At 53.4% G+C, this 15,402-nt stretch carries 9 protein-coding genes; 8 read left to right on the plus strand and 1 reads right to left on the minus strand.

All coding sequences use genetic code 11. The features are described 5' to 3' along the window. Positions 1-110 precede the first annotated feature (110 nt). The 3 genes from ACP5D4_RS03180 (at position 111) to ACP5D4_RS03190 (ending at position 2,607) form a co-directional block, all read left to right on the plus strand. The gene (locus ACP5D4_RS03180) at positions 111-716 is read left to right on the plus strand and encodes a 4Fe-4S single cluster domain-containing protein (RefSeq protein ID WP_428010175.1); all 606 of its coding nucleotides are present in this window, start codon (positions 111-113) and stop codon (positions 714-716) included. 291 nt (positions 717-1,007) lie between these two features. After that, entirely contained in the window at positions 1,008-1,364 is a 357-nt protein-coding gene (locus tag ACP5D4_RS03185) for a rhodanese-like domain-containing protein (RefSeq protein ID WP_428010176.1), read from the plus strand. Positions 1,365-1,434: 70 nt separating this feature from the next. Next, positions 1,435-2,607, plus strand: coding sequence for an NAD(P)/FAD-dependent oxidoreductase (locus ACP5D4_RS03190; RefSeq protein ID WP_428010177.1), 1,173 nt, complete (start codon positions 1,435-1,437; stop codon positions 2,605-2,607). Between the two features lie 94 nt (positions 2,608-2,701). Here ACP5D4_RS03190 and ACP5D4_RS03195 read toward each other — a convergent pair whose 3' ends face one another. After that, positions 2,702-3,325 (minus strand): TetR/AcrR family transcriptional regulator, encoded by a 624-nt coding sequence (locus ACP5D4_RS03195; RefSeq protein WP_428010178.1) that lies wholly within the window; start codon positions 3,323-3,325, stop codon positions 2,702-2,704. Positions 3,326-3,481: 156 nt separating this feature from the next. Here ACP5D4_RS03195 and ACP5D4_RS03200 point away from each other — a divergent pair, with 156 nt between their 5' ends. From ACP5D4_RS03200 to ACP5D4_RS03220, 5 genes are all read left to right on the plus strand, one after another. Further along, positions 3,482-5,047 carry a M16 family metallopeptidase gene (locus tag ACP5D4_RS03200; RefSeq protein ID WP_428010179.1) on the plus strand — a complete coding sequence of 522 codons (1,566 nt, stop codon included), beginning with the start codon at positions 3,482-3,484 and terminating at the stop codon, positions 5,045-5,047. Positions 5,048-5,191: 144 nt separating this feature from the next. Next, complete coding sequence (locus ACP5D4_RS03205; RefSeq protein ID WP_428010196.1) at positions 5,192-6,625, plus strand: M16 family metallopeptidase; 1,434 nt, start codon at positions 5,192-5,194, stop codon at positions 6,623-6,625. A gap of 361 nt (positions 6,626-6,986) precedes the next feature. Continuing rightward, positions 6,987-8,813 carry an ABC transporter ATP-binding protein gene (locus ACP5D4_RS03210; RefSeq protein WP_428010180.1) on the plus strand — a complete coding sequence of 609 codons (1,827 nt, stop codon included), beginning with the start codon at positions 6,987-6,989 and terminating at the stop codon, positions 8,811-8,813. A gap of 158 nt (positions 8,814-8,971) precedes the next feature. Further along, positions 8,972-11,812 (plus strand): CBS domain-containing protein, encoded by a 2,841-nt coding sequence (locus ACP5D4_RS03215; RefSeq protein WP_428010181.1) that lies wholly within the window; start codon positions 8,972-8,974, stop codon positions 11,810-11,812. Between the two features lie 519 nt (positions 11,813-12,331). Continuing rightward, a partial coding sequence (locus ACP5D4_RS03220) for a DUF4347 domain-containing protein (protein ID WP_428010182.1) occupies positions 12,332-15,402 on the plus strand: 3,071 nt, incomplete at its 3' end.

The following is a 15,402-nucleotide window of genomic DNA, read 5'->3' on the forward strand; positions in this document are numbered from 1 at the left end:
TCTTCGTAGGGTGCGTGACGTGAAACATCGGGTGTCGCCATGAAACCGAGAACTCGTCACGCAGCGCCCCCAGCCGCTTCACCAGAAGAAATGTTGAGATGGAGGGAAAGATGGTTCAGGACATTAAAATTCCGGCCGGACATCTGAATATTATGGGCTACGTAGACGAGTCCGAAGTCAACGGACCCGGGAAACGGGCGGTGGTTTGGGTTCAGGGCTGTTTGCGGGAATGTCCCGGTTGTTTTAATCCCAGTTCTTGGTCTTTTGAACCCAATCAGGTGGTTTCTATCGAAGACCTCGCCGAACGCATTACGAGTAATTCCAATAACGAAGGCGTTACTTTTTCTGGTGGCGAGCCGTTTTGGCAAGCTCCCGCTTTGGCGGAGTTGGGCAGACGGGTGAAAGCGAAGGGATTGAGCGTGATGTCTTTTAGTGGGTTTACCTTAGATGAGTTGCAGGGAGAGAAGGCTCCGCCGGGAGCGATCGCCTTACTCGAACAGCTCGATATTCTCATTGACGGTCCTTATGTAGAATCTCAGGCAATTAACGACCCGACGTCGTTGGTGTCTTCGCGAAATCAACGGGTTCGGTTTCTCAATCCTGAGTTTCAGAATCGCCTCGATTGGGCGAGCGACCAGATGGAAATTCACGTCCTTAAGGATGGAACGCGGATTATTACCGGATTTCGTGGTGCCATGGGCATTGGTGACGATTAAATCGACTTGGAAAACTGGATCTGGTCTTCGAGGCTGGGTTTCTCAGATTCGATCGAGAATCCTGAGAAACTTCATCGCTAATTGCAAAAAAAGTTTACTTGCATAGTTAACTAAAAAGTTATATAGTGAAATCAGTGAGGGAGCCATCGTGCCGATCGCACGTAGAGCGTTACTACCCGTACAGTCTTGTCAGAGCAGACACTTTCGATAACGATCGCGTGTTTCCCAACCCAGTGTGTTCTGCTCTGACTTTTCCCAATCTTGCCAACAATTTGAATAGGAGGTTTAGCGATGACCACCGCTACTCGTGCAGAAACGGTAACGGACATCACCCCCCAAGAGTTTGTCAACCTCCCCAATCCGCCCGTTCTCATCGACGTTCGATCGAAGCTGGAATATTCCGCCAAACACGCCCCCAACGCCCGCAATCTTAGCCTTCCGAGAGTGATGTTGGGGTCGATGCCCTTGTTGCGGAAGTGGATGTGGCCCGAGTGGTTTCGATCGATCCCCAAAGACGAACCCATCGCCGTTGTCTGTCTAACCGCTCATCGCAGTCCCATCGCAGCGCAACAACTGGCGAAACAGGGGTTCAGCCAAGTTTACAACGTCTCGGGCGGTATGATGGAGTGGTGGAAAACCCTCAAATAGGCGTCAACCCGGCGTCTCCACAGACCCCTATATTTTTTTCCTTTTTTCTTGACGTAAATTCTCAATAAGTATGATTACTCACCCCAAAATTCTCGTTCTCGGTGGAGGCATGGGTGGCGTCGAAGCGGCCATCAATCTCAGCCAACGCCTCAAGGGGAAAGCGCAAATCGATCTGATTTCCAACCGAGAGTTTCTCTATATTTATCCCGCCTCCATTTGGTTGACGGTGGGACATCGAACCGTGGAAGACCTCAGTTTACCGATTCCCCCCTTGGCGGAGATTCACGGGTTCAATTTTTTACAAGAAGAAGTTCAAGAAGTCAATAGCTCGCAACAATATGTAATCACCAATCGACAAAAACGGGAGTACGACTATCTCGTGATTGCGTTGGGGGGTTCCAAACTCAAACCCAAGGGCATCGAACACACGCGGACGGTGTGTCGATCGCCCCAAGACGGCATCGACATTCAAGAGAAGTTTTTCCAATTGGTCGAGCGGGGTCATGGAACGATTGCTTGTGGGTTCAGCGGCAATCCCAAAGATTCCACGGCGGTGCGGGGCGGTCCGATGTTTGAAGTGACGTTCAACTTCGATACCTATTTGCGTCAAAAAGGCTTGCGCGATCGATTCGAGTTAATCTTCTTCACCCCCTCTCCCAAGCCCGGAAAACGCCTCGGTGAAAAAGGCTTGGCGCAAATTGCCAAACTGTTCGAGAAACGCAACATCCGCACGATGACGGGGCGGAAAATCACCGAATTTACCGCTGAAGGGGTGGTGTTTGAAGACGGCACCGAAATCCAAAGCGATTTAACCGTGTTTACACCGGGAATGGCGGGACATCCCCTGTTGAAGAATTCCGATTTACCCCTGACCGAAGCGGGTTTCGTACCCGTCAGCGATACCGCCCAAGTCAAAGATCTCGAGAATTGTTACGCCATCGGCGACTGTTCCTTTTTCGAGGGTCCGGCGTGGCGGGCGCGTCAAGGACACCTAGCGGAACTGATGGCGCGGACAGCGGCGGAAAACATCGAGCGACAGGTCAACGAACAGTTTCCTCGGGCGTCGTTTCGGGAGGATATGCACATTTTGTGCGTGATGGATTTAGGAGACGAAGCCGTGTTCGTCTATCGGGACGACGAGAAAGCGATCGCACCTCAAGGAGCTTGGGCGAGATGGGCGAAACTGGCTTGGGAGCGGTATTACAAGCTCAATAAAGAGAAGAAAATGCCGCGTTTGATGTAAAAGCGGAAAATCCCAAGAGGGTTAAGCCAAAAGGCTTAACCCTCCTCGAAGGTGTGACGTGAAAAGTCCGTTGACCAACCACAGTTGTCTCGCCCTACCCTTCGATGTCTTTGGCGAGAACGCCGTTGAGGAAAATATCGGCCAGTCCTTCAGCCATGTCCTTCATCGTCTGCGGTGAAGGATTTTCGCCCATAAGGGTTTCGTAGCTGAAGCCGGAAATGGCGAACATTCCCAGGAAGACTTTCGCCACCAATCTCGGGTTCATGGGGCGGTAGATACCGCGATCGATGGCCGTTTGCACGAAGGCTTCCGCTACGTCCGTCATTTTTTCGATGGATTCCTTCTGAATGCGTTCTCGCAGTTCTGGATGAAACTGAGCTTCGAGGAAACAGACTCTCATCAAATCCGCGTTGTCCCGCAGGTGGAGGAGGCGGCGTTGCATGACTTGCGAAACAGCCTTGTAACTGCCCATTTCGCTGAGTTCCGTGAGCAAATCCGTGAGCAGTTCCACCCAACCCTGGGTGGCCACTTCCACCAAAATCGCCTTTTTATTGTCAAAATGTCTAAAGAGCGTGCCTTCGGCTACGCCAGCCGCACGGGCGAGGGCGCGGGTCGTCGTTCCTTCAAATCCTTGACGGGCGAACAATCTTCGTGCGGAAGCGAGAATGCGCGTGCGGGTTTCCGATTCGGGGGTTCGCGTCGCGTGTATCGTTTTCATTGTCTTCACAAAACTATGCAATTGTCAGTGTGCCTTGTAACAGTATTGTGAATTAAATTGTCGGTTCCTCGACGAAAGATTCACAGATTGTCATAGGAAGTTATATATCTCCAAACTCGGAGATCCAAGTTCGATCGCGTTCGGAATCATCATGTTATGTATTCGATCCCATCCTATCTTCAAAAGTTGAAAAGCTGTGGTCGTCAAACCTGGCGATCGATCGTGGCGTTGGCTTGTCTGGCGTTACTTTTCGCCACCTTAAGTATTGCCCCCGCTCCAGCGCGGGCGGCGTCAATTCAACCCTATCTCGATCGCGCCATCGATCGCGTGACCGAATTCACCCTAGAGAACGGCATGAAATTCATCGTTCTCGAGCGTCACGAAGCGCCCATCGTCTCGTTTATCACTTACGCCGATGTCGGCGGTGTCAACGAGGTTCCGGGTCAAACGGGCATCGCCCACTTTTTAGAACATTTAGCCTTTAAAGGTACTCAAAAAATCGGCACGACGAACTATCAGAAAGAGCGTCCGCTGCTCGATCGACTCGACGATTTACACCAAAAAATCGAAGCGGCAAAATCTGAAAACAATCTTACGAAAATCGAAGAACTGCAAGGGCAATTCGATCGCGTACAAGCAGAAGCCTCCGAATACGTGGTTCAAAACGAATTCGGACAGATCGTCGAGCAAGCGGGGGGCGTCGGTCTCAACGCAGCCACCTCCGCCGACGCAACGCGGTATTTCTACAGTTTTCCCGCCAACAAACTCGAACTCTGGATGTCTCTGGAGTCCGAGCGGTTCCTCGAACCCGTGTTTCGAGAATTTTACAAAGAACAGCAAGTGATTCTCGAAGAGCGACGCCTGAGAACCGACAATTCTCCCATCGGGAAACTGATCGAAGAATTTATCGATACCGCCTTTCAGGTTCACCCCTACCAACAACCCGTCATTGGTAGCGCCGAAGATATCCAAGGACTCACCCGTCAAGACGTCGAGGAATTTTTCCAAACCTACTACGTTCCCAACAACCTCACCGTCGCCGTGGTGGGAGATGTCGATCCCGATCGCGTCAAAGAACTGGCTCAAACCTATTTCGGACGGTACGAACCCAAACCGGCGCCGCCGCAAGTCACCGCTGTAGAACCGCCGCAAAGCGAACCGCGCACCGTAGAAGTCCGCTTCCAGAGCCAGCCGTGGTATCTCGAAGGCTACCACCGTCCGGCGTTGAACCATCCCGATAACGCCGTGTACGACACCATAAGCGCCATTCTCAGCGACGGACGCACCTCGCGACTGTATCAGTCTCTCGTAGAAGACCAACAAATCGCCCTCGCCGCTCAAGGCTTTAACGGCTTTCCGGGGGATAAATTTCCCAATTTGATACTGTTTTACGCCTTGACTGCACCGGGACACAGCGTTGAGGAGGTGCAAGAGGCGTTGCAAGCCGAAATTCAAAAACTGACGCGCGAACCCGTCGCCGAGGCCGATCTCGAGCGCGTGAAAACCCAAGCCAAAGCGCGGTTGTTGCGATCGCTCGATTCCAACTCCGGCTTGGCGAGGTTGCTCGTCGAGTACCAAGTGAAAACCGGAGATTGGCGCAACCTGTTCCGTCAAATCGAACAAATCGAAGCCGTGACGGCGGAAGACATTTTGCGCGTGGCGAAAGCAACCTTCGTTCCCGAAAACCGCACCATCGGAAAACTGTTACCCATCGACGGTTAAGGGTTCCGAGAAATTGAGACTCGCTCCGAAAGCAGTCCGAGTCAAGATACACACGAAATCGACATGAGCAAACGAAAAACAATGGAGAGAGGGCGCCATCTCTGGCGTCGTCTTTGGACCAAACACCTGCGTCCCTACTGGGCGATGCTGTTCGCGGTGGGGTTCGTCGTCAGCAACCTGTTTCATCCCGCCGCTTCCGTCGCCGCGACGCCGAGACACTATACGGAATTGGAATTTCCGCCGCTTCGGGAACTGGAACTTCCCGACTACACTCGGTTTCAACTGGATAACGGCTTGACGGTGTATCTGGTTGAAGATCGGGAACTTCCCTTAATTTCGGGAAACGCCCTGATTGAGACGGGAAGTCGGTTCGAGCCGTTGGATAAGGTGGGGTTGGCGAATTTGACGGGGAATGTCATCCGCGCTGGGGGAACCCAGAACCACCCTGCTGACGAGTTGAACCGTATTCTGGAACAGAACGCCGCTTCGGTGGAATCGTCGATTGGTTCGACGGCGGGAAGCGTGAGTTTTAGCGCCCTCAGCGAAGATTTCGAGGAAGTGTTCGATTTGTTTGTGGAGGTGTTGCGCCAACCCGCTTTTGCGGAAGATAAAATCGAGGTGGCGAAGAATCAGATGCGGGGGAATATCGCGCGGCGCAACGACGAACCGGGAGGTATCGCCGATCGCGAGTTTCAAAAGCTGATTTATGGGGAAACCAGTCCTTACGCGAGAACGACGGAATACGAGACGCTGAATAATATCCGTCGCGAGGATATTGTTTCGTTTTACGAGCAGTTTTTCGCCCCCGATCGCGCGATTTTGGGGATTGTGGGAGATTTCGACAGCGAAGCGGTCAAAACGTTGATTTCGGAGAAATTGGGGGATTGGAAGCCCGCTTCTGCGCCGCTTCCGGAGTTACCGGAGGTGTCGCAAGCTCGCGAGAGCGGGGTGTTTTTGGTCGATCGACCGCAGCTGACTCAAAGTTATATCGAATTGGGACATCTCGGCGGGTTGCGATCGAATCCCGATTATCCGATTTTGGGGGTGATGAACAACGTTTTGAGCGGTTTTGGCGGACGGTTGTTCAACGAGGTTCGATCGCGCCAAGGGTTAGCCTATTCGGTGTATGCGTATTGGGGCGCTCAATACGATTATCCTGGGGTGTTCGTGGCGGGGGGACAAACACGATCGGAGGCGACGGTTCCGTTTATTGAGGCGATTCGCGCCGAGATCGATCGCATTCGCAACGAACCCATCGACGAAGAGGAGTTGCAATTGGCGAAAGATTCGACGTTAAACTCGTTCGTGTTTAATTTCGCCGATCCCTCTCAAACCCTGTCGCGATTGGTACGATACGATTATTACGACTATCCGTTAGATTTCCTCTATCAATATCAAGAGGGGGTTCGCGCGACGACGGTGGAAGACGTGCAACGGGTGGCGCAGGAATATCTCGATCCCGAACAATTGGTGACGTTAGTGGTGGGGACTTCCGAGGCGATCGATCCGCCGCTATCGAGTTTGAGTCCCGATACCGAAGTGACGGCGATCGACGTAACGATTCCCGAAGCGAGTTGAACTGAGTTTATAGCGTTCTGTTTCTCAGAACCCCGGTGTCTGCGAGATACCGGGGTTCGCTTTTGGGGAAAAGGTTCTCTGTCGCGAAATCTAGACTTTCGATCGGCGGCTTCTCGCACTTGAATTGGCGTTTTTTTACCACAGAGACACAGAGGTTTGTGTCGGAAGATGAGAAACTGCGGTTTGAGATGAGGATGCAGCTTCATCCGATAAAGATAGACTTTCGATCGCGATTCCGACGAAATTATCGATATCGAGTCGGTGACGCGCCCCACAGCCATCGAGAAGAGAGCCTCCGAGTTTGCGCGAATTGGGCGGCGATCGCGATAATGAGTAATCGACTACCGACAACCAGCCCGTTATGACCTCCGATAGTGCTACGCACCGCTTCCGCGATCGCACCGCGCGAAGACGCCGCGAAAACGACTGGCGGCTCTTTTTACGTCTCGTTCCCTACGCCAAACGCCACCAAAAACTCCTGTGGATGGCGTTTGTCTTGCTAATTCCCCTGTCGTTGGCGGGTTCCGTTCAGCCGATTCTCGTCGGACAAACCATTTCCTTCATCCGTCAGGAACCCACGTACTTTTTCCTCGAGGGGAGAACCTTTTCCGACGGAATCGCCATTCTCGTGGGATTGCTGGGTTTGACGATCGCGCTGCGATCGATTCTCGACAGCATACAAAGCTTCCTGGTGCAAATCGTCGGACAGCGCATGACGATGCAGATTCGCAACGATCTCTTCGATCGCGTCACCTCTCTGTCCTCGAGTTTCTTCGATCGAACCCCCGTCGGACGACTCATCACCCGCTTGACAAGCGACGTAGACGCCCTCGGCGATGTCTTCTCCACCGGAGCGATCGGAATCGTCTCCGACTTAGCCGCCATTTTAGTCATCGTCATCGTCATGTTTAGCGTACAGTGGCAACTGGCGCTGATGTTGGTGATGATGTTAATCCCCGTGTCGGTGGTGGTGATTTACTTCCAGCAGCAATTTCGCAAAGCCAACTATCGCGCGCGCGAAGAACTCTCGCGCCTCAACTCCTCCCTACAAGAGAACATCGTCGGAATCAGCATCGTGCAACTGTTCCGACGAGAACCTTATAACTCCGAAGCCTTTCGCCAAATCAACCAACAGTACATCGAAGCAGTCGATCGCACCATCTTTCACGATTCCGCCGTTTCCGCCACCCTCGAATGGATTTCCCTGGTGGCGATCGCGGGGGTACTCTGGTTGGGGGGTAATCTCGTCATGGACAACCCGATGAATTTCGGTTTGCTGGCGTCCTTCATTCTCTTCGCCCAGCGGTTGTTCGATCCCCTGCGTCAGTTCGCCGACAAATTCACCTCCCTACAATCGGGATTTACCGCCATCGAACGCATCAGCGACTTACTCGAGGAACCCATCGACATTCAAGATCCCGAACAACACCAAATCGCCTCGATCGAATCCAACGCCAGCGGCGAAATCCGGTTCGAGAACGTTTGGTTCGGCTACAAACCCGACGAATACGTAATTCGCGATCTCAACTTCACCATTCGTCCCGGCGAAAAAGTGGCGCTCGTCGGACCGACGGGAGCCGGGAAAAGCTCGATTATTCGGCTGTTGTGTCGCTTGTACGAACCCCAAAAAGGTCGAATTCTCATCGACGGAATCGACATTCGCAACTTGCGTCAGTCCGAACTGCGCCAACATATCGGCGTGATTTTACAAGACGGATTCGTGTTCGCCGGAGACGTCAAGAGTAACATTACATTAGGCGAAACCTATCCGATCGAGAAAATCGAAGCCGCCGCCGAACAAACCAACGTCTCGCAATTCATCGAACAACTCCCCCAAGGGTACGATACGCGACTGCGAGAACGGGGAACCAACCTCTCCGGCGGACAGAAACAACTGTTAGCCTTCGCGCGAGTGGCGATTCGCGATCCGAAGATTATGGTTCTCGACGAAGCCACCGCCAACTTAGACGTAAAAACCGAAGCCTGGATTCAAGAGGCGCTCGATCGCCTTCTCGAAACCCGAACCGCGATCGTCATCGCACACCGTCTGTCTACCATTCGCAACGTCGATCGAATTCTCGTCCTCAAACGCGGCGAACTCGTCGAATCCGGAAGTCACGAAGAACTCCTCGACTCCAACGGACTATACGCGAGTTTGTACAAACTGCAATTACTCGGAAGCGCGTAAGGGAGATGATGAGGTGAGGAGATGATGAGATGATGAGGCTTCATCAGTAAAGAGGGAAGAGGGAAAAGTGAAGACAGTTCACCGTTTCTCCCCGATCGCACCATTTCCCCGATCGCACCATCATCCCGATCGCACCGATAGCACCAATCGCACCATCTATGGATCTAATACTCTGTCACACTACAGCAGATTTCGACAGCCTGGGCGCGGCTGTGGGATTGGCGCGATTGCGTCCCGGTTCCCGTATCGTGTTGACGGGGGGATGTCATCCGGGGGTGGAAGAGTTTGTGCGATTGCATCGAGATGAGTATCCGCTAATTGAACGGCGATCGGTGAATCCCGATCGCATCCGTTCGATTACTGTTGTGGATACTCAATTTCGCGATCGCCTGGGGAAAGCTGCTGATTGGTTGGACGCGCCTCACGTCCAAGAAATCGCCCTTTACGATCACCATCCCACGGCTGACTCTGATATCCCCGCGACTCTGCGCCAAGTCGAACTCCTCGGGGCGGTGACCACCCTCGTGGCTGAGAAACTCCAAGAACGAGGGGTGAGTTTGACGGTTCACGAGGCGACTGTGATGGCGTTGGGAATTCACGTCGATAGCGGTTCGCTGACTTACGACCACAGTACGCCGCGAGATGCTCTGGCGTTGGGGTGGCTGATGAAACAGGGTGCCAGCGTTCCGGTGGTGGCTGAGTACATCGAACCCGGTTTGTCGGACAATTTACAGGGTTTGCTGTCGGAGGCGTTGGAGACGGTGGAAACTGAAACGGTCTGGGGGTACGATATTGCTTCGGTTCTGTTGCGGACGCCGCAATACGTTCCCGGTTTGGCGGGGTTGGCGTCGCGTTTGTTGGAACTGACGGATACGGATGCGATCGTGCTGGTTCATGAGTACGCCACCCACGGCGACGCACCGCGAATCGCCGCCATCGGGCGATCGCACGTTCCCGAAACCGACCTCAACCGCATTTTTCAAAAAATTGGCGGCGGCGGACACGCCAAAGCAGCATCGGCGCAATTGAGAAACGCCGATTCCAAAGAAGTCATCAAAACCTTACTCGAAGAACTCAAACAACAGATTCCCCCACCGCCGACAGCACGGGATATTATGTCCTCTCCCGTGCGGACGATTCGCCCCCAAACCACCATTGGCGAAGCCCATCGTATTCTGCTGCGTTACGGCCATTCCGGATTGTCTGTAGTGAACGAAGCGGACAATCTCGTAGGGGTCATTTCTCGGCGAGATCTCGATATTGCTCTGCATCACGGTTTCAACCACGCTCCCGTTAAGGGGTATATGTCGACGCGCTTGAAAACCATCGAACCGGATACGTTACTCCCCGATATTGAGTCGTTGATGGTGACATACGATATCGGACGCCTCCCGGTTCTCGAAGATGGGGCGTTGGTGGGAATCGTGACTCGAACCGACGTTTTGCGGGAGTTACATCAAAACAGTACCCAACTCTGTCCCCTGGGACCTTCGGAACGGCGCGGTTTGGAAACGGGGAAAGGGGCGATCGACAACATTACCCGACAACGGGAAGCGGATTTACTGGAGATGGTTCGATCGAGCCTCTCCGAGCCATTATGGGCCTTACTCACACAAGCCGCTAACGCAGCAGAAGAGCGCGGTTGGCACCTGTATCTCGTCGGCGGGGCGGTGCGGGATTTGCTTTTGGCGATTCAAAGGGCGAACTCGCAAGGAACGCCACTCGATCGGGTACGGGTGAATTTAACAGATATCGATCTGGTGGTGGACGGTTTCCATCGTTCGGCGACGGTGGGGGCGGGTGTGGAGTTGGCGAAGGTTTTGCAAGAGACTCATTCTGCTGCGCGGTTGGACGTTCACGGACGGTTTCAAACGGCGGCGTTGTTGTGGCACAAGGACCCGGTGTTCGATTCCCTGTGGGTGGATATTGCTACGGCGAGGACGGAGTTTTATCCCTATCCGGCGGCGAATCCGGAGGTCGAAGCCAGTTCGATTCGTCAGGATCTTTACCGCCGCGATTTTACGATTAATGCTTTGGCGTTGCGGTTGACTCGTCCTCATGGCGGTCGCTTGTTGGATTTTTTCGGGGGATTGTTAGATTTGCGGGACGGTTGGGTGCGGGTGTTGCATCCGAATAGTTTTATTGAGGACCCGACGCGAATTTATCGTGCGGTGCGGTTTGCGGTGCGGTTGGGGTTTGAGATTGAGGAGCAGACGCAGGGGTATATTCGTCATGCGATCGAGAGTGGTGTGTACGATCGATCCCGTTACGGCGATGGGGAGGGGTCGAAGGGGGAGATCGATCGACTTCCGGGGCTGCAAACCCGCTTGAAAAACGAGTTGAGATATCTGTTGGAGGCGCCTTATTGGAAGTCGGCGTTACAAAAGATCGACGAGTTGCGGGCGTTGCAATGTGTCGATCCGGGGTTGGCGCTGACTCGTCAGATGTGGTGGCAGGTGCGGCTGGTCGATCGCTGGTGGCATCGTTTTCGGGAAACGCGCGATCGATCGCCTATTGCTTCGCCTCCGCTCTGGCAAATGCTGTTAGAGGTGATTTTATCTCACGTTCGTCTCGATCGACGGGGAACGGTGGCGCGACACCTGCAACTTCCCGAAGACAGCATTCAAAGGCTGGAAAAGTTAGCCTCGGCGAGGGAGGATATTATCGATCGTTTGTCGGTGTCCCGCTGTCCCAGCGATGTGGTGCGAGCGTTGCGACAGCACGACTGGCCCAGTGCCATGCTGGTGGCGTTGTCGAGTCCGAGGGAGATTCGCCGACAAATTTGGCGATATTTCGTAGAGTGGTCGCAGGTAAAACCGATTCTCAACGGCCGGGATTTAAAGCGGTTGGGATACAAACCCGGACCGCAGTATAAAGCGATGCTGGAGGATTTGTTGGCGGCGACGCTCGACGGTACTTTTCGTCAAGACGGTGCCGATGTTGAGACCCAAAAACAACGGGCGGAAGCCTTTCTCGAGCAAGCGTATCCCCTGGGTTGACTGACGGTGAATCTTGAGATGCGATCGTTCTCCACTTGTGCTATCCGTATGCATGGAGAGCCATGCGTGAAAATACGTAAGTAATTTCATGATACCTAGAATTGCACTCGCAATCCTTCATTAAAACTCTGCAATTCCGGCTTTTATATAAAGTTTCGATGAAGTTTATCTACGCAATGTTACTGATTTCATATATTGTTGTCTAGTATGGTTGTAGGAAAATCCACGTGAAAGAACAATTGCCCCTGTTTGGGTATCAGACCTCGAATCCTATAACTTTCGTAATTCCACCGAGCCAAGCCCAAACCCGAAAAACCCGAAGACGAAACAATTGAGAGTCAATTGTCCGGGTGTGTGTCTACCCTCGCCGAGTACATAAAACGGCGTTCTCGCTCCCCGATAGCGAAACAAAGTCGATCGTATTTTGAGTGAGGCAAGCTACTTTCCTAGGAAAGGTAGCTTGATTTCGACGTGCTGGATGGCGTCTGGCCAGCTTGTCAGGATGCTGCGAAATCAATGATGATGCATTATCTACCCCGTTTTACCCACACGGTAGTTTCCCGCCTCGAGCGGCTCGTTCTCGTCGATGCCCATGTCGCAGGAGCATCGGCTTTGATCGCGGGACTCGTTCCCGGCAGCGAAGCGATCGTTCTCGATCCCCTGCAAGACGGGATCGTTCAAATTACCGAAATTTTACAGCGTTACCGAAACCTAGGCGAACTCCACATTGTCAGCCACGGTCAACCCGGTGCGATCGCCCTAGGAATTAGCGAACTCAACGAGAGCAACCTCGGCCAGTACGGCTCGCAAATTGCCCGTTGGCGTCGTGCCTTACGTCCCGACGGTGAAGTTCTCGTCTATGGCTGTCGCGTTGCCGCAGGCGTAGAAGGGCGGCGGTTTCTCGATCGCCTGCAGCGACTGCTGCAAGTTCCCGTCAGTGCCTCCGAAACCGTTATCGGAGGCGGCCAACCCTGGCATCTCGACGTTTGTATCGGTATTCGACGAGCAGCGATCCCCTTCCGGGAAGAAGTAGTCGTAGCCTATCAGGAAATTTTAGGATGCGTTTCCAATCTCGTATATGGCATCGACAACGATAACAATATCCGAATTCTGAATCTCGAAGACGGAACCTCAACCGTTGTCGGTCAAACCAACTTTCCCACCTGGAGTTTAGCGAGATTTCACGACTCAAACGATCCCAACGACGCTGGCAACTTGTACTATATCGGTCTCGAAGCCGACGGTACAGCTCGCGTCGCCTATTGGAACCCCAGCGATCCCGATCCGGCAAACGCCCAATTGCTTCCCCAAACCACCGGCGTCTCGACGGGAAACTTTGGCTTCAGCAAAATGGCGCAATCGAGCGATGGAACCATCTATGCCATGACATCGCCGAGTACCATTCTCTATACCATCGATCCCAACACGGGAGAAGCCAAAGCAGTAGCCGACATTCAAGGGGGAGATCCTCCTTTTATCAATGGTGGAGGCGATCTGGCCTTTAATCCCGATCCTCAAAATCCCAATCGCCTTTACATTTCCGTAGCCGGGAGAGATGGCGGACAAGATATTTATTGGCTTTACACGATCGATATTGGCAATATACCGGTCAATCCCAATCCCAACGACCCTCTACCCCAAATTAACGCCACTTTCATTGGCGATACGGGACTTCCGAAAACTCAGGCGGGTTCCTTAGCCTTTGGCGAAGATGGAAATCTCTACACCACTGTTCGCGAAGAAACGCCCAACGATCCCAACGATAACGAATTCAAACTGTATCGACTCGATCCCAGCAACGCACAAGCCACCTATATCGCCGATCTCGACGGCGAAGTAACATTTTCCGACTTCGCTTCCCTCCCGACACCAACCCCCGAAATCGACCTCACAGCCACGAAAACCGACGACACCACCAGCGTTAACGTCGGCGACACCCTCACTTATACCATTACCGTTACCAATCAATCCTCCGGTGACGGCCCCTCTTGTTTGGGGCAAGGGATTCGCGTGGTCGATGACGTTCCCGACAGCTTAACCAACGTAACCTGGGAAGCTGAAATCACTCAGGGAACCGGAAGTTTTCCCACTCCTGAAGATGAGTCGGGAAGCGGGAACGATATCGATGTTACGGTGAATCTCGACGGCGGCGCTCAAGTGACCTACACCATTACAGCCACCGTCACCGATGCGGCAGTGGGAACCCTGGCCAATACCGTCAGCATTTTACCGCCGTCGGGAGTTAACCTCACGTCTCCGACGCCAGGCGCCGATCCCCCCGATAGCTTGCAAGTGACCGACGACGATACTCAAGTTATCGGAAACGATCCGGTCGTAGATTTGAGCGTCAGCAAAACCGATAGCGTTACCAGCGCCCCGGCGGGGTCGCAAGTGGTCTATACCATCGAAGTGGTTAACGATAGCAACACAGACGCCCCCGATGTCAGTGTTGTCGATGACCTCCCCGATACCCTCGTCGATGTTTCTTGGACGAGTGAAAGTAGCGACGGCACCACAGACAGCGGAACCGGGGATATTGACGAAGTGGTGGCGGTTCCCGCTAACGGTTCCGTGGTCTTTACCGTCACCGCAACTATCGACCCCGACGCTAACGTAGGGTCGTTTTTAGGTAATACCGTAACCATCGACCCACCCGATTCGATTATCGACCCCGACCCGAACGATAATGAATCGACGGACGACGATACGGAAATTACTGACCCCGAAACGGACTTGCGGGTGACGAAAACTGACGGACAAACGACCGTTGCCCCGGGCGACACCGTCGCTTACACCATCGAAGTCACTAACGACGGACCGTCGCTGTTAGAAGAATTTCTTCTCGAAGACGACCTGCCTGGCGAACTTGTTGCCGCCTCCGTCGAATTCGATACCCACGGGAACGGCAGTTACGACGCCAGTTCCGGCCAGTGGACGGGGTTAACTCTCAAATCCGGCGAAACGGTGACGTTGACTCTTACTGGAGATATTGACGACAGTTTGACCGTCGATCCGAACGACCCTCTAACCATTACAAATACTGTCACGGTAGAAGTTCCTTCGACGGTGACGGAACTGGACGAGAGCAACAACACCGCCACGGATGAAAATACGGTGCTGGTGGAAACTACGCCAGAAACGGATTTGGTGGTTTCCAAAACCGATGGAAAACAACAAGTTCGCCCTGGCGACGCTCTGACGTACACCATTGAAGTCCAAAATTTGGGCGATGCCGTTCTCAATCAGGTGAACCTAACGGAAAACTTGCCTCCGGAACTGATCGATCCGGTGTTTTCCCCCAGTGAAGGCAACTACAATCCCAATACTGGGGCTTGGACGGGGTTGGATTTGGATACAAACGATTCGATCGTCCTCGAAGTGAGCGGAACCGTCGATGCGAATGCTTCGGGAAGGTTAGAAAACACCGTTCTCGTGATGCCACCGCTGGGAGTTACCGAAACGGACGAGAGCGATAACGAGGCGATCGATCTCACAGAAATTTTGGCGCAATCGCCACCACCGAACCCCGATCCTGACCCCGATCCTGACCCCGATCCTGACCCCGATCCTGACCCCGATCCTGACCCCGA

It is taken from the genome of Baaleninema sp. (genome assembly GCF_049974805.1).
In the GTDB taxonomy this organism is placed as follows: domain Bacteria; phylum Cyanobacteriota; class Cyanobacteriia; order Cyanobacteriales; family Geitlerinemataceae; genus Baaleninema.